The organism is Solibacillus silvestris (genome assembly GCF_051967575.1).
Classification (GTDB): Bacteria; Bacillota; Bacilli; order Bacillales_A; family Planococcaceae; genus Solibacillus; species Solibacillus silvestris_B.
Genome location: NZ_JBQCJW010000017.1, coordinates 48,978 through 68,525, shown reverse-complemented (window position 1 = coordinate 68,525; position 19,548 = coordinate 48,978). Strand labels below are relative to the sequence as shown.

The 19,548-nt window shown below is 40.0% G+C and carries 18 protein-coding genes; all 18 read left to right on the top strand.

Going from position 1 to position 19,548, the window contains the following annotated elements:
- Positions 1-242: 242 nt before the first annotated feature.
- A complete protein-coding gene (gene lepB / locus ACTHOQ_RS11885; protein ID WP_440496362.1) occupies positions 243-806 on the top strand; it encodes a signal peptidase I in 564 nt (187 codons plus the stop codon).
- A 102-nt stretch (positions 807-908) separates the two neighbouring features.
- The gene (gene ylqF / locus ACTHOQ_RS11880; protein ID WP_440496361.1) at positions 909-1,862 is read left to right on the top strand and encodes a ribosome biogenesis GTPase YlqF; all 954 of its coding nucleotides are present in this window, start codon (positions 909-911) and stop codon (positions 1,860-1,862) included.
- A gap of 101 nt (positions 1,863-1,963) precedes the next feature.
- On the top strand, positions 1,964-2,737 hold the full coding sequence (gene rnhB / locus ACTHOQ_RS11875; protein ID WP_440496360.1) for a ribonuclease HII: 774 nt from the start codon (positions 1,964-1,966) through the stop codon (positions 2,735-2,737).
- A gap of 4 nt (positions 2,738-2,741) precedes the next feature.
- Positions 2,742-4,676 (top strand): hypothetical protein, encoded by a 1,935-nt coding sequence (locus ACTHOQ_RS11870; RefSeq protein ID WP_440496359.1) that lies wholly within the window; start codon positions 2,742-2,744, stop codon positions 4,674-4,676.
- The gene (locus tag ACTHOQ_RS11865; protein WP_440496358.1) at positions 4,673-4,978 is read left to right on the top strand and encodes an EscU/YscU/HrcU family type III secretion system export apparatus switch protein; all 306 of its coding nucleotides are present in this window, start codon (positions 4,673-4,675) and stop codon (positions 4,976-4,978) included. The genes ACTHOQ_RS11870 and ACTHOQ_RS11865 overlap by 4 nt, the downstream gene beginning before the upstream one ends.
- 335 nt (positions 4,979-5,313) lie before the next feature.
- Positions 5,314-6,495, top strand: a complete 1,182-nt coding sequence (sucC, locus tag ACTHOQ_RS11860) for an ADP-forming succinate--CoA ligase subunit beta (RefSeq protein ID WP_440496357.1) — start codon at positions 5,314-5,316, stop codon at positions 6,493-6,495.
- On the top strand, positions 6,492-7,394 hold the full coding sequence (gene sucD / locus ACTHOQ_RS11855) for a succinate--CoA ligase subunit alpha (RefSeq protein ID WP_440496356.1): 903 nt from the start codon (positions 6,492-6,494) through the stop codon (positions 7,392-7,394). Before sucC ends, sucD begins: the two co-directional genes overlap by 4 nt.
- Before the next feature lie 106 nt (positions 7,395-7,500).
- Entirely contained in the window at positions 7,501-8,394 is an 894-nt protein-coding gene (gene dprA / locus ACTHOQ_RS11850; protein WP_440496355.1) for a DNA-processing protein DprA, read from the top strand.
- Positions 8,395-8,518: 124 nt separating this feature from the next.
- A complete protein-coding gene (gene topA, locus ACTHOQ_RS11845; RefSeq protein WP_440496354.1) occupies positions 8,519-10,603 on the top strand; it encodes a type I DNA topoisomerase in 2,085 nt (694 codons plus the stop codon).
- A gap of 18 nt (positions 10,604-10,621) precedes the next feature.
- Complete coding sequence (gene trmFO / locus ACTHOQ_RS11840; protein WP_440496353.1) at positions 10,622-11,935, top strand: FADH(2)-oxidizing methylenetetrahydrofolate--tRNA-(uracil(54)-C(5))-methyltransferase TrmFO; 1,314 nt, start codon at positions 10,622-10,624, stop codon at positions 11,933-11,935.
- 265 nt (positions 11,936-12,200) lie between these two features.
- Entirely contained in the window at positions 12,201-13,100 is a 900-nt protein-coding gene (xerC, locus tag ACTHOQ_RS11835; protein WP_440496352.1) for a tyrosine recombinase XerC, read from the top strand.
- Positions 13,101-13,118: 18 nt separating this feature from the next.
- The gene (gene hslV, locus ACTHOQ_RS11830; RefSeq protein WP_340800441.1) at positions 13,119-13,661 is read left to right on the top strand and encodes an ATP-dependent protease subunit HslV; all 543 of its coding nucleotides are present in this window, start codon (positions 13,119-13,121) and stop codon (positions 13,659-13,661) included.
- Positions 13,661-15,052, top strand: coding sequence for an ATP-dependent protease ATPase subunit HslU (gene hslU / locus ACTHOQ_RS11825; protein WP_440496351.1), 1,392 nt, complete (start codon positions 13,661-13,663; stop codon positions 15,050-15,052). Before hslV ends, hslU begins: the two co-directional genes overlap by 1 nt.
- An 83-nt stretch (positions 15,053-15,135) precedes the next feature.
- Positions 15,136-15,915 (top strand): GTP-sensing pleiotropic transcriptional regulator CodY, encoded by a 780-nt coding sequence (codY, locus tag ACTHOQ_RS11820; protein ID WP_440496350.1) that lies wholly within the window; start codon positions 15,136-15,138, stop codon positions 15,913-15,915.
- Between the two features lie 804 nt (positions 15,916-16,719).
- Positions 16,720-17,112, top strand: coding sequence for a flagellar basal body rod protein FlgB (flgB, locus tag ACTHOQ_RS11815; RefSeq protein WP_440496349.1), 393 nt, complete (start codon positions 16,720-16,722; stop codon positions 17,110-17,112).
- Positions 17,113-17,114: 2 nt separating this feature from the next.
- The gene (gene flgC / locus ACTHOQ_RS11810) at positions 17,115-17,579 is read left to right on the top strand and encodes a flagellar basal body rod protein FlgC (protein ID WP_440496348.1); all 465 of its coding nucleotides are present in this window, start codon (positions 17,115-17,117) and stop codon (positions 17,577-17,579) included.
- Between the two features lie 7 nt (positions 17,580-17,586).
- On the top strand, positions 17,587-17,895 hold the full coding sequence (gene fliE, locus ACTHOQ_RS11805; protein ID WP_440496347.1) for a flagellar hook-basal body complex protein FliE: 309 nt from the start codon (positions 17,587-17,589) through the stop codon (positions 17,893-17,895).
- Positions 17,896-17,952: 57 nt separating this feature from the next.
- The gene (gene fliF, locus ACTHOQ_RS11800; RefSeq protein ID WP_440496346.1) at positions 17,953-19,542 is read left to right on the top strand and encodes a flagellar basal-body MS-ring/collar protein FliF; all 1,590 of its coding nucleotides are present in this window, start codon (positions 17,953-17,955) and stop codon (positions 19,540-19,542) included.
- Positions 19,543-19,548: the final 6 nt, after the last annotated feature.

Here is a 19,548-nt window from a genome sequence, read left to right as displayed (position 1 = left end):
AGAAAAAGAGAGTACAGGAACGAATTTTCGTTCCTGTACTCTCTCACTTGTGCCTAAGGGACTTTTTCAGTGCCCTCGTATATACAAGTCCCTTTCTTTCATCTTGAATAGGCAAAAGTGTTCTTAATAATTTGGGCTCAATTACGCCAAGGAGTAATTGACTAAACATTTATAGATTAGATTTTTGCTTGAACTACATATTTCGTATACAATATATTGTGAAAAGCAAGGGGGATAGCTACGTGGAAAAAACTGAAAAAGAAAAAAATGAGCTATGGGAATGGACAAAAGCTCTGCTTATTGCGTTTGCGATTGCCGCATTTATTCGTTACTTTTTATTTACGCCAATTGTAGTGGACGGGGATTCAATGATGCCAACCCTTGAAAATGGCGATCGGATGATTGTCAATAAATTCAGCTATAAAATCGGCGAGCCTAAACGTTTTGACATAGTTGTATTCCACGCGCCTGAACAAAAAGATTATATAAAACGTGTAATCGGTGTTCCGGGGGACTTTGTCGAATATATAGATGATCAGCTATACATTAACGGTGAACCAATCGATGAACCTTATTTGGATGCATATAAGGCACAAATTAGCGAAGGCAATTTAACAGGCGATTTCTCCCTGAAAGATATTGATCCATCATTAGATGTGATTCCTGAAGGCTTTGTATTTGTAATGGGCGATAACCGTCGCTTCAGTAAGGATAGCCGTCATATCGGCATTGTCGACCAAAAAGAAATCATCGGTAATACGAATATTATTTTTTGGCCGCTAAGCGAAATCGAAATCGTAAAATAAGTTTTCAATCGTGAATAATGTCTAAAATGGGGTGGATATTCCAAACACCTCATTTTTTTGTTGAATAATAGAAGTGAATTATTATTGGGAGGGGATTAGATTATGACTATTCAATGGTTTCCCGGACATATGGCAAAAGCACGCCGCCAAGTGTCGGAAAGTTTAAAGCTTGTGGATATCGTTTTCGAACTTGTTGATGCACGCTTGCCATTATCTTCACGTAATCCGATGATTGATGAAGTCATCCATCAAAAACCGCGCTTACTCGTTTTAAATAAACAGGATATGGCGGACGAGCAAGAAACACGTCGCTGGATTCAATATTTCGCCGACCGAGGCTTTAAGGCGGTAGCGATCAACTCGTTGGAAGGGAAAGGGTTACAAGCGGTGACAAAGGCCGCACAGGAGATTTTAGCTGATAAATGGGAACGGATGAAATCAAGAGGAATGAAGCCCCGTGCCATCCGGGCGATGATTGTGGGAATTCCGAACGTCGGTAAGTCGACATTAATTAATCGTTTAGCTAAGAAGAATCTAGCGAAAACGGGAAATACACCAGGTGTAACGAAAGCGCAGCAATGGATTAAAGTCGGAAAAGAAATTGAACTGCTAGATACACCGGGTATTTTATGGCCGAAGTTTGAAGATCAGGAAGTAGGGTACAAGCTTGCTTTAACAGGTGCGATAAAAGATACGATTACAAATATGGAAGACTTGGCAGTATATGGCCTGCGCTTTTTGGCATTGCATTACCCGTCCCGTATGGAGGTACGCTACAAAATTACGTCCGTCGCCGAAGATTTAGTCGTAACATTTGACCATATAGGGAAACTGCGCCGCGTGTTCGGACAAGGCGGAGAAATTGATTATGATCAAGTAGCAGTTTTAATCGTACGGGATATCCGCGAGCAGCACCTTGGAAAGTTAACATTCGATTTTGTCGATGAGCAAATCGAAAAAGAGCAATTAGCAGAAGCGATCGAGAAAGAAAATGAAGAGCGCCGTTTAAAAACAGCAGCACTTCGCCGTCAACAAAAACAAGAAAACGACCGATAAAAACATAAGCGAAACCTTTTTCATTATTATGAGGAAGGTTTTTTCTTTTATAATGGAAAGAATGGACGATATAACAAGCAGGTAAAGATTAGAGGGTATATATGAAGACAATTAAAGAAATTACAAAAGCTTTAAAAGAAGCTACGCAAATAGAGCCATGGATGGATCAAATCATGCAAGATGAGCGTGCCAGTGTCGTAAAAGCGTGGACGCAATTTCAAAAGCGGATGGAGAAAGCGGCAGCCATACAACAAGCGCATGATGAAAAAATACAATTTGACGCAAGCCATTTACCGCATGAGAATGCTTACATTGCCGGCACAGATGAAGCCGGGCGTGGGCCGCTTGCCGGACCTGTCGTAACAGCGGCGGTCATTTTGCCGAATAATTGCCAACAATTGCTAGGGGTAAATGATTCAAAGCAGCTTTCAAAGGAAAAACGCAATGAATTTGCCGAGCGAATTAAAAAACATGCGCTGTATTATGCTATTCATTTTCAAAGCGCCGAAGAAATTGACCGTTTGAATATTTATGAGGCAACACGCCAATCAATGTTGAAAAGCATTGAAGCGCTAGAAGTGGCACCGCATTTTATTTTAGCTGATGCGATGACGCTTCATACAACGATTCCACAAGCTTCAATCATAAAAGGGGATGTCAAAAGCCTAGCAATTGCCGCGGCATCCATTTTAGCGAAAACAGCCCGTGACGACTATATGGAAAAACTTCATACTCAATATCCCGAATACGGTTTTTCACAGCATGCGGGGTATGGCACGAAACAGCATTTAGAAGCAATTCAACAATATGGACCGACAAATCATCATCGAAAAACATTTGAACCGATTAAATCCATGCTTCATAGAAAGGGGTAACGACATGAGCTTCTCATCATTTAATCCAATCCAAACTAATACTCCACAGCAAGTGACAGCAAATCAGCCGCTAGCATTGCGGCAAGACCAAGTATTTCATGGTACGATTAAGCAATTGTACCCGAATCAAATGGCGGAAGTGCAAATAGGCAATCAAAAGCTGATGGCCAAGCTTGAAGTTCCCTTAAAGCTAGGGGATGCCCATTTTTTCCAAGTTACAGCGACAAACCCTCAAACAGAGTTGAAAGTTGTAACAGGTCCAATGTCCCAAACGATAACAGCTGGACAACAATTGACTCAATTATTAGAAACGATGAATTTACCAAAATCAAATGAAATGCAGCAAGTGCTGTCTCATTTTATGAAAGCACAGCTTCCACTATCAAAAGAACAATTGCTCGCTGCCGAAAGCTGGATGAAAAACCTGCCTGCCGGAGTCGATAAAAATAATGCGCTTCAAGCGTTGCAACGTATGGTTGAGTTAAAAATGCCTTTTACGAACACTGTGTTCCAAGCATTGACACAAGGAGTAAAAACAGATGGATTGTCAGCGAATTTAACAAATTTAGCACAATTATTAGCCAGTCAGGCAGGTGGAAACGAAACAGTAAAATTAAATTTACTGCAGCAAATCGACCAATTGGCAAAGCCGTTAAATAATGAAACAGGCGGCCTGCTGCTTGCGCGCGCAATACAAACTTTATTGGATAATGGGACGCCGATTGCTTCCAAGCTGCAGGCGTTGCCAGTATTAAAAGAAGCAAGTATTCTCCCCCAGCAGGCAAACTTGCAAAACTGGCAAAGTGCAAATAAGCAAATTACCCAACAAGCATCAAATCAAGCCCAACCAGTCCAAACAGGTCAGTCAGTACCTTTACAAAAGGAAGCGGGATTAATGATGCAGCAGTTGGCGCAAGCAACTCCGGAGCAAACAAAGCCAATGTTGGAGCAATTAAGAGTCTGGATGAGTAATGAAAGCTTATTGTCGCAAACACAAAAGCAACAAATACAGCAGTTAATCGCGCGCTTTGAACAAATCCCTTCTTCAAAGCAAGCAATAAAAGCATTTACAAATCAAATGCAGCAGCAATTACTGAAAGCGTACAGTGAAAATGCGACAACGGGATTATTTACAAAAAACGAAGAAGGAATATCGGCTAAGGATCAGCTTCTTTCATTAATAAAGCCAGATTCCAATTTACCGCAAGCAGATCAGCTATTACGAAATTTAGTAAAAGCAGCAGCAGACAGTCCACAGCCGCTAGTCCAAAGCGCATTTACACAGGCAGAGGCACAAGTACAGTCCTCGGTAGATAGCCGCGCGATGGAACAAGCGATAAAAACGGTTCTAAAAGGGCTAGGTGTCAGCTATGAGGCGACGCTTGCAAATAAGGCAGGAGATATCCAAGCGGCCGCTCAGCAAATAAAGCCGCAGCTATTAACACTTATTCAAGATGCACAAACGCCGCCTGTTTTAAGGGACGCGGCGGAAATGGTTATGGCGAGGCTGAATGGCATGCAGCTATCTTCTGGTGAAAACGGTCATCAGCATCAACTCATCATGCAAGTGCCATTGGAATTTTTCGGAAAGAAAATGGATGCAACACTTCAATGGAACGGTCGTATGAAAGAGGATGGCAAAATTGATGCGAATTTTGCGCGCATCATGTTTTATTTAAATATGGAATCGCTGCAAAAAACGGTTATCGATATGCAAGTACAAAATCGGGTCGTAACAATAAATGTGTATAATGATATTGCTAATTTGGATTCATTGGCCACCTCATTAAAAGGGTCGTTAAAAACAGGATTGCTCGATAAAGAATATACATTATCAGGTGTATTTATCAAACCTTTTGGAGAGCGGGAAGGAAAAACGTTGACAAAAGTTCAAAACCAACAAGAAGATCAGCAAGGCGGTGTGGATATTCGCGTATGAGCGACAAAAAATATGTACGAAAAGAAGCGATTGCATTATCATATGACCCGCAAAAAAGCAATGGTCCAACAGTCGTCGCAAAAGGAAAAGGAAAAATTGCCGAAAACATATTAGAGCAAGCGACAATGCATGATGTGCCCATTTATGAAGACCCAAACTTAGTGGAACTTTTAGGGCAGCTCGATTTGAATACATCAATACCTGAAGAACTCTATCAAGCCGTCGCAGAAGTTTTTGCCTTTATTTACCACTTGGATGAAAAGCATAGATTAACGTCACATAATAAAAACAGTAAATTATAAAATTAGTTTACTGTTTTTTTTTCGCCGAAGATCATTGTAATCTTAGAGAGCAGCAGAATGATAGCGCCGACTCTGTTTTAGTAGAGGGAAAAATATGAATTTTTAATGAAATCCATCTATGAACGGGCAACAACTCACACTATTTTCCGCGAAATATGTTTTTCGAATGTATAATATATCTTTTAGAAAATTATAAATTCTATATATAGAGAATATTTCGACATAAAATAAAGTAAAAAATGCATGTGTGACAAATATAGACATTATCTGAATTATTGTATAAAATAGATTATGTTAGTAGAATAATTTCCAAATGTCCGATGGGAGGATGTATCATGAATATCCATGAGTATCAAGGGAAAGAAATATTAAGAAAATACGGTGTAGCTGTTCCTAAGGGAAGCGTAGCATTTTCGCCAGACGAAGCGGTAAAGGCTGCAAAAGAATTAGGCTCGAATGTAACAGTTGTAAAAGCACAAATTCATGCAGGGGGACGCGGTAAAGCAGGCGGTGTAAAAATTGCGAAAAACCTCGATGAAGTTCGTTCTTACGCAAAAGAGTTACTAGGCAAAATTCTAGTAACACACCAAACAGGTCCAGACGGCAAAGAAGTGAAGCGTCTTTATATAGAAGAAGGTTCGGATATTAAAAAAGAGTACTACTTAAGTTTAGTACTAGACCGTGCAACTTCTCGAGTAACAATGATGGGTTCCGAAGAAGGCGGAATGGATATTGAAGAGGTAGCGGAATCAAATCCGGAAAAAATCTTCAAAGAAATTATTGATCCGGTAACAGGGTTGAATGCTTTCCAAGCACGCCGAATGGCATTTAATATGAACATTCCGGCAAAATTGGTAAATAAAGCTGTAGCGTTAATGTTAGGCATTTATAAAGCATTTATCGATAAAGATGCATCAACAGTTGAAATCAATCCGCTTGTCGTAACAGGGGATGACCAAGTGGTGGCACTTGATGCAAAGTTCAATTTTGATGCGAATGCACTGTATCGTCATAAAGATATCGTGGAATTGCGCGATTTCGATGAAGAAGATCCAAAAGAGATTGAAGCGTCAAAATATGACTTAAGCTATATTTCCTTAGACGGGAATATCGGCTGTATGGTAAACGGTGCCGGTCTTGCAATGGCAACGATGGATACGATTAGCTACTACGGCGGCTCACCGGCCAACTTCCTGGATGTTGGGGGCGGTGCAACAGCCGAAAAAGTAACAGAGGCATTTAAAATTATTTTATCGGACAAAAATGTAAAAGGTATTTTCGTAAACATTTTCGGTGGAATCATGAAGTGTGACATCATTGCAAAAGGGGTTATTACAGCTGCAAAAGAGGTCGGCTTAAAAGTTCCATTAGTTGTGCGTTTAGAAGGAACAAACGTTGAGCTTGGTAAAAAATTATTAAATGAATCCGGTTTAAACATTGTGGCAGCTGACTCAATGGCAGACGGCGCGCAAAAAATCGTGAAATTAGTTGAATCTGAAGGCGGGGTTACGGCATGAGCGTGTTCATTAACAAAGAGACAAAAGTAATCGTACAAGGGATCACAGGGGAAACAGCCCTTTTCCATACGAAACAAATGCTGGAGTACGGAACAAAAATCGTTGCAGGGGTAACACCAGGCAAGGGCGGTCTTGAAATCGAAGGTGTTCCTGTATTCAATACTGTACAGGAAGCAGTCGATGCGACAGGCGCAAACGTATCTGTCATTTACGTTCCGGCACCATTTGCAGCAGATGCGATAATTGAAGCGGTTGATGCGGATTTGGATATGACAATTTGCATTACAGAGCATATTCCTGTATTGGATATGGTGAAAGTAAAACGCTATATGGAAGGCAAGAAGACGCGTTTAGTCGGTCCAAACTGTCCAGGTGTCATTACAGCGGATGAATGTAAAATCGGAATTATGCCAGGCTATATCCATACGAAAGGGCATGTTGGCGTTGTCTCTCGTTCAGGAACGTTAACATATGAAGCGGTGCACCAGCTTTCTCAAGCAGGTATTGGTCAAACAACAGCAGTAGGAATCGGGGGCGACCCAGTAAACGGGACAAATTTCATCGATTGCTTAAAGGCCTTCAATGAAGATCCGGAAACATATGCGGTTGTGATGATTGGAGAAATCGGCGGTACTGCGGAAGAAGAAGCTGCCGAATGGATACAGGAAAACATGACAAAACCGGTAGTTGGCTTCATCGGAGGGCAAACAGCTCCTCCAGGAAAACGCATGGGTCACGCGGGCGCCATTATTTCCGGCGGTAAAGGAACAGCGGCAGAGAAAATTAAAGCGATGAACGCAGCGGGAATTGAAGTAGCTCCAACACCATCAGTAATAGGTGAAACATTAATTAAAGTAATAAAAGAAAAAGGGCTATACGAAGCTTGTAAAACACATTAAAATAAAAGATGTAGCGAACGCCTCGCTACATCTTTTTCGCATGCTTACCTCCCTATTTTAAAAAAGCGGTCATTTTAATTTCTTCTATATAAAAAGGAGTGTTGAAATGGCAAATTTAACGAATGAACAATTAATGAAACTGCATTATATCCTTCCTCTTCCTTGGCAAAAATTCCGTAATTTAATGACAATTTTAAATGACTTCGACGAATTATTGCATGTATCGCCCAAAATCGTCGCAATGCACTTAAATATAAAAGAAGAAAAAGCAATTCAGCTCATTCGTCATTATAAAGAGCTCGTGCCGCAATCGATGAACCTCTATTACGAGAGGCGAAATATACAGGCAATCACCTATATGGATAAATATTACCCGAAACGCTTAAAGCACTTGTATGATGCCCCGGCTGTTCTGTATGTTAAAGGGGATATCCGATTATTAAACGCCCCTAAAATGATTGCAGTCATCGGATCCCGGGCGGCGACAAACTATAGTCAGGAAGCATTGAAAATGTTGATTCCGCCATTGATCGATGAACAGTTTGTCATAGTAAGCGGCCTTGCCAAAGGGGCAGATCGACTTGCACATGAGGCAACAATTCGTTATGGTGGAAAGACGGTAGGTGTGCTGGGTCATGGCTTCATTCATAGTTATCCAAGGGAAAATAGAGAGCTCAGTGAACATATGGCAAGCAATCATTTACTAGTAACGGAATACCCTCCTTATGCGGGTGTGCAAAAATGGCATTTCCCTGCACGCAATCGAATTATCAGTGGTTTAAGCGAGGCGCTGATTGTTACTGAAGCGGCGTTGAAAAGTGGTACATTAATTACGACAGAGCTTGCACTCGAACAAGGGAAAGATGTTTTTGCCGTGCCTGGAAATATTTTCAGCGAGCAATCACGCGGCACAAATAAATTAATAAAAGAAGGTGCAATTCCAGTGTGGGACGGCTTTCAAATACTACAGGAATTACAAATGTTTTCAAATTACCGTTGAAAAAAAGTTGCATTATTAGCCAATCTGTTATACATTTTGCAACAGGAAAAGCTTTGAGAAACATTGACAAATTCATGCAAATGAATTTAAGAAAATAACAATACCTCTATAAGGAGGACAACAGATGGCAGATTATTTAGTAATTGTAGAATCACCTGCAAAGGCGAAAACAATTGAACGATACCTAGGAAAAAAATATAAAGTAAAAGCTTCGATCGGACATGTACGCGATTTACCACGCAGTCAAATGGGGATCGATACCGAAAATAACTATGAACCAAAATATATTACGATTCGCGGGAAAGGTCCTGTACTTCAGGAACTAAAAACAGCGGCAAAAAAAGTAAAAAAGATTTATCTCGCAGCCGATCCAGACCGTGAAGGGGAAGCAATTGCCTGGCATTTAGCCACTGCTTTAAATATTGATATTCATTCAGATTGCCGCGTCGTATTTAACGAAATTACGAAAGAAGCAATTTTAGAGAGCTTCAAGCATCCGCGACCGATTAATATGGATTTAGTCGATGCACAGCAGGCACGTCGTATTTTAGACCGTCTAGTAGGCTACAATATTAGTCCGATCCTTTGGAAAAAGGTTAAGAAGGGCTTATCGGCAGGACGTGTACAATCTGTTTCATTGCGTTTGATTATTGACCGTGAAAATGAAATTAAAAACTTTGAGCCGGAAGAATACTGGTCAATCGATGCAAGCTTCGAGAAAGGCAAAAAGCAATTCGATGCCTTTTATTACGGAAACGGCAAAGAAAAAATTAAATTAACAAATGAACAACAAGTGAAAGATATATTAAAAGGTGTTAAAGGCTCGGAATTTGAAGTAAAGAATGTTGTAAAAAAAGAACGGAAGCGCAATGCTTCTCCAGCCTTCACGACTTCTTCACTTCAACAGGAAGCCGCACGTAAGTTAAACTTCCGTGCCAAGAAGACAATGATGCTTGCACAGCAGCTTTATGAAGGTATTGAGCTAAGCAAAAAAGAAGGTGCTGTCGGTTTAATTACGTATATGCGTACAGACTCAACGCGTATTTCCGATACAGCTAAAACAGAGGCTAAGTCATATATCGAAACAAAATACGGCAAAGATTTCATTGCCGGAGAGCAAAAACAGGCGAAAGCAAAAGCAAATGCACAAGATGCCCATGAAGCGATCCGCCCAACGAGTGCGATGCGTACACCAGAGGAGCTTAAAGCTATTTTAAGCCGTGACCAGCTGCGATTATACCGTTTAATTTGGGAGCGCTTTATCGCAAGTCAAATGGCACCAGCTGTACTTGATACCGTGACAGTTGATTTGCAAAACAATGACGTATTATTCCGTGCAAACGGGTCTCAAGTGAAATTTGCCGGGTTTATGAAGCTTTATATTGAAGGCACAGACGATCAGGAAGAAGAAACAAATAAGCTTTTACCTGAAATGGAAATCGGCGATAAAGTAAAATCGCTTGAAATCGAACCGAAGCAGCACTTCACTCAGCCACCTCCTCGCTATTCAGAGGCGCGTCTAGTAAAGACATTGGAAGAGCTAGGTATAGGCCGTCCATCGACATATGCCCCAACACTGGATACTATCCAAAAGCGCGGCTATGTTCAGCTTGATGCAAAACGCTTTGTACCAACAGAACTTGGAGAAATCGTTCATCAGGCAACACTGGAATTTTTCCCGGAAATTATCAACATCGAATTTACGGCGCAAATGGAACAAAACCTCGATGAAATTGAAGATGGTATTACACAGTGGGTAAATGTCATCGATGAATTTTACAAAGATTTTGAGCCGCGTGTGAAGCATGCAGATGAAGTGATGGAAAAAATCGAAATAAAAGACGAGCCTGCTGGGGAAGACTGTGAAAAATGCGGTGCGCCAATGGTATTTAAGCTTGGACGTTACGGGAAATTCATGGCTTGTTCAAACTTCCCTGACTGCCGTAATACGAAAGCAATTGTCAAACCGATAGATGTGAAATGCCCAACATGCGAAACAGGTGAAATTGTTGAGCGTAAATCTAAGACGAAGCGCATCTTTTATGGCTGTAATCGCTATCCGGAATGTGATTTCGTATCATGGGATAAGCCAATTAGTAGACCTTGCCCGAAATGTAGTGCATTATTAGTTGAGAAGAAGCTGAAAAAAGGTGTTCAAATTCAATGTACAAACAGTGAATGTGATTATGAAGAAACACCATCACAATAAGATAATGAGGTAACAACAATGACACAACAAGTAGTAAATGTAATTGGTGCAGGCTTGGCCGGTTCAGAAGCAGCTTGGCAAATTGCTAAACGCGGTGTGAACGTACGTTTATATGAAATGCGCCCAGTAAAACAAACACCAGCACATCATACGGATAAATTTGCGGAGCTCGTATGCTCCAATTCATTACGCGCAAATGGCCTAACGAATGCTGTCGGCGTAATTAAAGAGGAAATGCGTAAACTGGATTCCGTTATTATTGCGGCAGCAGATAATAGCTCTGTACCGGCTGGTGGCGCACTAGCGGTAGACCGTCATGAGTTTGCAGGCTATGTAACAGATAAAGTGAAAAATCACCCGTTAATTGAAGTGATCAATGAGGAGGTAACCGAAATTCCAGAGGGGATTACAGTTATCGCGACAGGTCCTTTAACATCGGAAGCTTTAGCGAAGAAAATTCAAGGGCTTACCGGCGAAGATTATTTATACTTCTATGATGCGGCAGCACCAATCATCGAAAAAGACTCGATTAACATGGATAAAGTATACTTGAAATCACGCTATGACAAAGGTGAGGCGGCATACTTGAACTGTCCGATGACGAAAGAAGAGTTTGATGCATTCCGTGAAGCATTAATCTCGGCAGAATGTGCACCGCTAAAAGAATTCGAAAAAGAGAAGTATTTCGAAGGATGCATGCCAATTGAAGTAATGGCGGCACGCGGTGAAAAAACAATGACATTTGGACCGATGAAGCCAGTTGGTTTAGAAGACCCTAAAACGGATAAACGTCCATATGCGGTCGTTCAATTACGACAGGACGATGCAGCTGGTACGCTTTACAACTTAGTAGGATTCCAGACACATTTAAAATGGCCGGAGCAAAAACGGGTATTTTCGATGATTCCCGGCTTGGAAAATTTGGAAATAGTACGCTACGGGGTTATGCACCGCAACACTTTCATCAACTCACCGAAAGTATTAACGCAAACATATCAATTAAAAGCACGTCCAAACCTATTTTTCGCAGGTCAAATGACAGGTGTGGAAGGCTATGTGGAATCTGCCGGCAGTGGTCTGATCGCCGGGATTAATGCGGCTCGTATGGCATTAGGCCAAGAGTTGCTCTATTTCCCGCATGAAACGGCATTAGGGGCTATGGCGCGCTATATTACACATACAGATGCTAAAAACTTCCAGCCGATGAATGTCAATTTTGGAATATTCCCTGACTTAGGCGAACGTATTAAATCAAAGCCAGAGCGTGCAGAACGTCATGCAAATCGTGCATTGGAGTCAATTCAGAATTTTATTAATACTCAAGTAATTTAATTGCGAAAAGCCCTTAAAGACTGTTATACTTTAAGGGCTTTTAGTTTTTGCATATACTTTTTTCGGAAACCTGAAGAAAATGATGCCAACTTTTGTGATTTCATTCAAATTGTCGAAAAAATACAAGAAATTCGAATAAATAAAGAGTTTTTTACTTGAAATCTTCCCGCAATAAGTATAGTGTCAGTATGTATGTTTTTTTTATGAGCGACGAAAGTAATCATACAATACCATTTCTCTTTTGTAATGACTGGGGGTATATACGATGGATGAAAAATTGCAAAATCAATTAGAACAATTTATTCGTTACGTACAACTAGAAAAGAACTTCTCCTTACATACGGTACGTGAATATCAGTCGGATTTGCATGACTTTTTTGCTTTTTTACATGCTGAAGGTATACAGAAAATTACAGAAGTTGAATATATCCATGCACGTCTTTATGTAACAAAGCTTTACGATGAACAAAAAGCAAGAACTTCTATTTCCAGGAAAATCTCATCTATCCGTTCTTTTTTTCGTTTCTTAAATCGGGAACAGAATATTGATGATGCTCCGTTTCGTTCACTTTATCATCCGAAAAAGGAAGAGCGATTACCGAGCTTTTTTTATGAAGAAGAATTGAAGCAGCTTTTCGAAAAAAATGAAGGCAGCGAACCAATCCAAATCCGTAATATTGCGCTTTTGGAAATCCTTTATGCTACAGGTATGCGTGTAAGTGAATGCGTTAGTCTGGAGCTGGCGGACATCGATTTTCATTACAGTATCGTCCGCGTGATGGGGAAAGGGCGAAAAGAGCGGATTATTCCGTTTGGCCAGTATGCACATGATGCACTTGTCCGTTATATAAAACAAGTCCGTCCAGCATTAATGAAAAAGGAAAATCATCAAAAAGTTTTTGTTAATATGCGCGGCGGTGAACTTACTGCCCGTGGTGTGCGTTATATATTAAGCGGGATGATTGACAATGCAAGCATGCATACGAAAATTTATCCGCATATGCTGCGGCATACATTTGCTACGCATTTATTAAACAATGGAGCAGATATGCGTACTGTTCAGGAATTGCTTGGGCACGCTAATTTATCTTCAACTCAGATTTATACTCATGTAACGAAAGAAGCTTTAAGAAAGACATATATGGACAGTCATCCGAGAGCATAGTTAAGGGGGAAATAAAATATGGGTCAAATTCATGCGACAACGATTTTCGCGATTCACCATAATGGTGAGTGCGCAATGGCAGGTGATGGGCAAGTAACACTCGGCAATGCCGTTGTAATGAAGCATACGGCACGTAAGGTCAGACGTCTGTTTAATGGGAAAGTATTAGCTGGGTTTGCAGGTTCGGTTGCGGATGCATTCACATTATTTGAAATGTTTGAAGCGAAACTGAATGAATATAATGGGAATTTACAAAGAGCCGCAGTAGAAGTGGCGAAACAATGGCGCGGTGATAAAATGCTCCGTCAGCTTGAAGCGATGCTGCTCGTTATGGATAAATCGACATTGCTGCTTGTTTCAGGCACTGGGGAAGTCATTGAGCCGGATGATGGCATTTTGGCAATTGGTTCAGGCGGCAACTATGCACTATCTGCTGGGCGAGCATTGAAAAAACATGCCGGGGAGCACCTATCGGCAAAAGAAATCGCAGAGGCTGCACTAACGACCGCTGCGGATATTTGTGTGTTTACAAACCATAATATTATCTTGGAGGTATTATAATGACGGCGATCAATTTAACACCAAGACAAATTACGGAACATTTAAACCGGCATATAGTCGGTCAAGAGACAGCAAAACGTGCGGTAGCGATCGCATTGCGCAACCGTTATCGCCGTTCTTTATTAAGCGATGAATTAAAAACGGAAGTTATTCCAAAAAATATTTTGATGATTGGACCTACTGGTGTAGGAAAGACAGAAATCGCCCGTAGAATCGCAAAACTGACAAATGCCCCTTTTATCAAAGTCGAAGCGACAAAGTTTACGGAAGTCGGCTATGTAGGGCGTGATGTCGAATCAATGGTGCGAGATTTAGTTGAAGCATCCCGTCGCCTGGTAAAAGACGAAATGGTAGAAGAAGTAAAGGAGCAAGCTGAGCGCAATGCAAATGATGTGCTCATCAAATTGTTGGTTCCTTCAAAAGTGAAAGAAAAGCTCACACAGAACCCATTTGAAATGTTGTTCGGCCAAAAAGAGCAGGCGCAGGAGGAAGATTCCCGCCAAGAAGAGCCGGAAATTCGCTCAAGACGCGCTCAAATTGCCCAAGATTTAAAAGATGGAAAATTGGAAGAACAATGGGTGACAATCGAAGTTTCGGAAAGCGCGCCATCGATTTTTGATGCAATGCCTGGCATGAATATGGACAATGCAAATGGCATGCAAGATATGCTTTCCAATTTAATGCCGAAGAAAACAAAAAAACGTAAAGTGCAAGTGAAGGATGCCCGTCGAATTTTATTGCAGGAAGAAGCCAATAAATTAATTGATACGGATGCATTATCCAGTGAAGCAATTCACCGTGCGGAACAGTCCGGTATTATATTCATTGATGAAATCGATAAAATCGCAAGTAAAGGCTCCTCATCTGCGGAAGTATCGCGTGAAGGAGTTCAACGAGATATACTGCCAATTGTGGAAGGCTCAACTGTCACGACAAAATACGGGCCTGTGAAAACAGATTATATGCTCTTTATCGCAGCGGGTGCATTCCATATATCGAAGCCAAGCGATTTGATCCCGGAATTGCAAGGACGCTTCCCGATTCGTGTAGAGCTTGAAAAGTTAACAAAAGATGATTTTGTCCGTATTTTACAAGAGCCAGATCAATCGTTAATTCTGCAATATAAAGCTTTGCTCGAAACAGAAGGGGTTACACTTGAATTTACAAAAGAGGCGATTGAACGCATCGCAGAAGTTGCAACAGAAGTGAATCAAGAAACGGATAATATCGGTGCCCGCCGTTTACACACCATCTTAGAACGTTTACTTGAGGAACTTTCCTATGAGGCTTCTGAAATTGCGCCGGCCCATATCGATATTACCACGAATTATGTCGATGAAAAATTAGCAAACATCGTAAAAAACAAAGATTTATCACAATTTATTCTTTAACAGCAAGTTGAAATAGTATCTTTAAATTGTAAAAACCTTTAGAATATTAAGTGAATTAAAAAGTTCCGTAGGAGGAAATAGAAATGAATTTATTAACAAAAACACGAAAAATCAATGCAATGTTACAAGCATCAGCTGGGAAACCGGTTAATTTTAAAGAAATGGCGAATACTTTAGGCGACATTATCGAAAGCAACGTATTTATCGTAAGCCGCAAAGGTAAGTTGCTAGGGATTTCCATTCACCAGCAAATTGAAAATGAACGTATGAAAAAAATGTTTGAAGAGCGTCAATTCCCTGAAGCATACACACAAAATTTATTTAACATTGCCGAGACATCTCCTAACTTGGATATCAATAATGAACATACAGCATTCCCGATTGAAAACAAAGATTTATTTTCGAGTGGTTTGACAACAATCGTACCAATTATTGGTGGCGGTGACCGTTTAGGTACGTTAATTTTAGCTCGTATTAGCGGCCAATTCGAAGATGATGATTTAATTTTAGCTGAATACGGCGCTACAGTAGCAGGTATGGAAATTTTACGTGAAAAATCGGAAGAGATTGAAGAAGAAGCGCGTTCGAAAGCTGTCGTGCAAATGGCGATCAATTCATTATCTTATTCAGAGCTTGAGGCAATCGAACATATTTTTGAAGAATTGGATGGGAATGAAGGATTGCTGGTAGCATCGAAAATTGCAGATCGCGTAGGCATTACACGTTCAGTTATCGTAAACGCATTGCGTAAATTGGAATCTGCCGGTGTTATCGAATCACGTTCATTAGGTATGAAAGGGACGTATATTAAAGTATTGAACGACAAGTTCCTGACAGCTCTAGCAGAAATCAAAATGAAATAGCTGCTATTAAGGCACATTAGGGTATAAATTTTACCTTACTGTGCCTTTTTGTATGCTGAAGAAACGATAAACTATCTGATTTTGGCTGGTTTTAATAATATCTCCCGCAGCTTGTACAATCGGCCTCTCCTGAACATGTCAATTCCCCCTACGAAAGTGATGGTCTATTTACTTTTTGCTAGGCTAGAAACACGCATGGGATTATATAATGTAAGTCTTAAGCGGCGTGTCATGGCAATGCATGCTACAATTTGACCAATTATGACTGCATAGACACTTTGATTTACTTAATTTTAAATGAAAAATAGCCAAAAAACGCATATCGGGAGTTTTTTTGTCTATATATGGGAATTATCTGATAACTTCGAGAGGGTATTTAAGTCAAATAAATATTATTTCTGCCTATATAGTGGAGAAAATACCATGCCAAACGTTTTGTTACAAATTTATAAATAGTTATTTAAAAATCCCTATTTTATATGGTTTTGGTATATGATAAGGGATAGAATTTTGAACAAATGCATAATATCGACACATTTTTAAGTAATTTATAGTACGTTTCGGATGGTAATTTTCTATCATTTATGATGCGGGTGAAGGTTCAAAAGAATTAAAATGATATAAAAAAGTATAGTTTTATAACCTTACTTTCTGTTAATCTGAGTAATTTGGGTTTAAAAATAGTTCATTAAGACTACCAAAAAGAGCCAAAAGACGATAGACACTAGGAATTAATATAATTACAATTGAGTTATTAAGTTGTCGTGTGCAGTTTTTGACAAAAAGTAAAATGAGGTGAGAGATTTGGATTTGTTTGGTGGTACAATCCGTAGCCTTGAAAATGGACTTTCGTATGCTACGTTGAAAAATAAAACAATTTCGCAAAATATAGCGAATGTTGACACTCCGAATTACAAAACAAAAGAAGTGAGTTTTAAAGATGTGTTTAATGATGCAAAAAAAGCGACTATTCCAGCATATCGCACAGATGATAGACATTATGATTTTAAAATTGAAATCGGCGGTAATGGAGTATATTCAAATGAAAACTTCCGTACTAGACCAAACGGTAATGCTGTGAATATGGATGCGGAACAAGCAAAGCTGGCAGAGAATACAATTTACTATAATGCGCTAGTTGACCGCATTAATAGTAAATTTTCTACATTAAATACAGTTGTAAAAGGAGGGAGATAATCATGTCGATTTTTCATAGTATGAATACGACAGCTTCTGCGTTGACAGCTCAGAGGTTACGAATGGATGTTATTTCTTCCAATATTGCCAATGTGGATACGACACGTGCGAAGCAAGTAAATGGAGAATGGGAGCCTTACCGCAAAAAGTCGATTACTTTAAAAGAGCAGGAAGGCCAATTTTCGAGCTTTTTGAATATAGCGATGGGAAAAACGGTGAAAAGTGGTGTAGGAAACGGTGTAAAAGTTACTTCTATTAAAGAAGATACAGAGACGCCGTTTAAATTAGTCTATGATCCGACTCATCCTGATGCTAATGCAGAAGGGTATGTCCAAACGTCGAATGTCGATTTATTGAAAGAAATGGTTGATTTAATTTCGGCCGGCCGTTCGTACGAAGCGAATATTACCGCTTTTAATGCAAACAAAAACATGTTGACAAAAGCTTTAGAAATTGGGAAAGGATGATCATTAAATGGCGATTAATCCAATATCGTTTATGTCTCCCGCGCAATCTGTGAATGAAATAAACAATGGAGCTCAAATAACATCTGCAAATGCACAGCAACAATTTGCGGACACTTTAAAAGAAGCGATTGCTAGTGTAAATGAGCACCAAAAAACATCGGATATGATGACACAAAAATTAATCAATGGTGGAGATGTTGATTTATTTGAAGTAATGGTTGCGGCACAAAAAGCAAGTGTTACTTTAAACACAACAATTGAAATTCGTAATAAAGCTGTTGAGGCTTATCAAGAAATTATGCGTATGAGTGTGTAATGATTTGTATGACGAATAACGAATTGTTGGGCATTCACTATAAGCGGAGGATTCATAATGAATGAACGACTTACTAAAATTAAAAGCGACTCCACTAGTTTTTGGCAAAGTCGCACAAAAAATCAAAAAGGTGCAATAATCGGAGCTATTGTTATTGTTATTGCACTTGCGGCAGCAATTACATATTTCTCGACGCGCACAACTATGGCGCAATTATTCCCTGAAATGTCTCAGGCAGAAGCAGGGAGAATTACAGAAGTGCTCGCATCGCAAGGTGTGAAGTATGAGGTTACGAATGGCGGGACAACGATTTTAGTTCCTGAAAATCAAGTGCAAGATTTGCAAGTTTCACTAGCAGCTCAAGGCTATCCTGATTCGGGTGAGATCGATACGACATTCTTTACGTCGAATGCTGGCTTTGGGATGACAGACAATGAATTCAACGTCATTAAACAAGCGGCTATCGAAACCGATTTAGCGAATCTCGTCCGTAAGTTCGAAGGTGTAAAAGATGCAAGTGTAATGATTACTCTGCCTGATGAAGGCGTATTTTTAAAAGATGCAAAAGGTGAGGCGCAAGCTGCAATTGTATTAAATACAGCACCTGGACATAAATTCTCGGACGATCAAATTAAAGGCTTATTTAATTTAGTGTCAATGAGTATTCCAAACTTGCCGAAAGAAAACATTACAATCATGAATCAGTATTCAGAGTACTATGACTTAGCTTCTGCAGAAAACGGTGGCAATGGCATTAATACAGTTACTGGGCAAATGGAAGTAAAGAAAACAATTGAGCGTGATTTGCAACGTCAAGTACAGCAAATGCTAGGTACGTTAATCGGACCAGATAAAGTTGTAGTAAACGTATCAGCGGATATTGACTTCAAAAAAGAAAACCGTGAAGAAAATTTAGTGAAACCTGTTGATGAAGATAATATGACAGGAATCGAAATAAGTGCACAGCGGATTACTGAAACATATTCAGGCGGTGCTGTAGCAGATGGTTCTCCTGAAGCGGAAAATGCTACGGATAATTTTGTCGATTATGTAGAAGGTACAACAGGCGATGGAGATTACGAGCGTGTAGAAGAAACAATCAACAACGATGTCAACCGTATTCGTCGCGAAATACAGGAAAGCCCGTACAAAATACGTAATTTAGGTATCCAAGTAATGGTAGAGCCGCCAAATGCGGAAGAAGCATTTGATCAAGGCATTCGTACGGATATCGAACAAATATTATCGACAATCGTTCGTACATCAATCGACCAAGAAGCAGCTGGCGACTTGACAGACGAGGAAATTGCGAATCGCATTGTTGTATCAGTACAGCAATTCCATGGCAATGATGCAGCGGAAGGACAGCCGGAATCAGTTATTCCTTGGTGGATATGGGTAATTGGTGGTATTTTATTAGTAGCGATTATTTTACTAGTAATCTATGTTTTACGTGCACGTAAACGTAAGCAAGAAGAAGAAGAACTAGAAATATTAGAACAACAACAGCAGTTAATTGAAATAGAAGATATTTCCGAAGAAAAAGAAACTGAAGCGACTGTACGCCGTAAGCAATTAGAAAAAATGGCAAAAGAAAAGCCAGAAGATTTTGCGAAGCTATTGCGTAGTTGGATTGCTGAAGACTAATAGGAG

Excerpts from the sequence above, each read along its gene's own strand:
- ylqF (WP_440496361.1), top strand. The coding sequence starts at position 909 with ATGACTATTCAATGGTTTCCCGGACATATGGCAAAAGCACGCCGCCAA.
- ACTHOQ_RS11865 (WP_440496358.1), top strand. The coding sequence starts at position 4,673 with ATGAGCGACAAAAAATATGTACGAAAAGAAGCGATTGCATTATCATAT.
- sucC (WP_440496357.1), top strand. The coding sequence starts at position 5,314 with ATGAATATCCATGAGTATCAAGGGAAAGAAATATTAAGAAAATACGGT.
- xerC (WP_440496352.1), top strand. The coding sequence starts at position 12,201 with ATGGATGAAAAATTGCAAAATCAATTAGAACAATTTATTCGTTACGTA.
- codY (WP_440496350.1), top strand. The coding sequence starts at position 15,136 with ATGAATTTATTAACAAAAACACGAAAAATCAATGCAATGTTACAAGCA.
- dprA (WP_440496355.1), top strand. The coding sequence starts at position 7,501 with ATGGCAAATTTAACGAATGAACAATTAATGAAACTGCATTATATCCTT.
- hslV (WP_340800441.1), top strand. The coding sequence starts at position 13,119 with ATGGGTCAAATTCATGCGACAACGATTTTCGCGATTCACCATAATGGT.
- trmFO (WP_440496353.1), top strand. The coding sequence starts at position 10,622 with ATGACACAACAAGTAGTAAATGTAATTGGTGCAGGCTTGGCCGGTTCA.
- rnhB (WP_440496360.1), top strand. The coding sequence starts at position 1,964 with ATGAAGACAATTAAAGAAATTACAAAAGCTTTAAAAGAAGCTACGCAA.
- fliE (WP_440496347.1), top strand. The coding sequence starts at position 17,587 with ATGGCGATTAATCCAATATCGTTTATGTCTCCCGCGCAATCTGTGAAT.
- flgC (WP_440496348.1), top strand. The coding sequence starts at position 17,115 with ATGTCGATTTTTCATAGTATGAATACGACAGCTTCTGCGTTGACAGCT.
- fliF (WP_440496346.1), top strand. The coding sequence starts at position 17,953 with ATGAATGAACGACTTACTAAAATTAAAAGCGACTCCACTAGTTTTTGG.
- sucD (WP_440496356.1), top strand. The coding sequence starts at position 6,492 with ATGAGCGTGTTCATTAACAAAGAGACAAAAGTAATCGTACAAGGGATC.
- ACTHOQ_RS11870 (WP_440496359.1), top strand. The coding sequence starts at position 2,742 with ATGAGCTTCTCATCATTTAATCCAATCCAAACTAATACTCCACAGCAA.
- hslU (WP_440496351.1), top strand. The coding sequence starts at position 13,661 with ATGACGGCGATCAATTTAACACCAAGACAAATTACGGAACATTTAAAC.
- topA (WP_440496354.1), top strand. The coding sequence starts at position 8,519 with ATGGCAGATTATTTAGTAATTGTAGAATCACCTGCAAAGGCGAAAACA.